Here is a 234-nt window from a genome sequence, read left to right as displayed (position 1 = left end):
AAGATGCCTTGAAGGTCGGCTTTGCCCAGTGCCTGGCCATGATTCCCGGCACCTCGCGGTCTGGCGCCACGATTATGGGCGGCCTGCTGTTCGGCCTGTCGCGTAAAACTGCGACCGAGTTTTCCTTCTTTCTGGCGATGCCGCCCATGGTCGGCGCGGCGGTGTCTTCAGGCTACAAGTACCGCGATCTGTTCCAGCACAGTGATTTGCCGGTGTTTGCCATCGGCTTTGTCA

General features: G+C 59.8%; 1 protein-coding gene. It reads left to right on the top strand.

The genetic code is table 11. The features are described from left to right. Positions 1-234: undecaprenyl-diphosphate phosphatase (locus AC0IW7_RS25055; RefSeq protein ID WP_471821567.1), on the top strand; the 234-nt coding region annotated here is incomplete at both ends.

It is taken from the genome of Pseudomonas sp. AC229, from assembly GCF_979254655.1.
The sequence above is the reverse complement of the archived record's forward strand: the minus strand, read 5'-3'. Positions and strand labels throughout refer to the sequence as shown.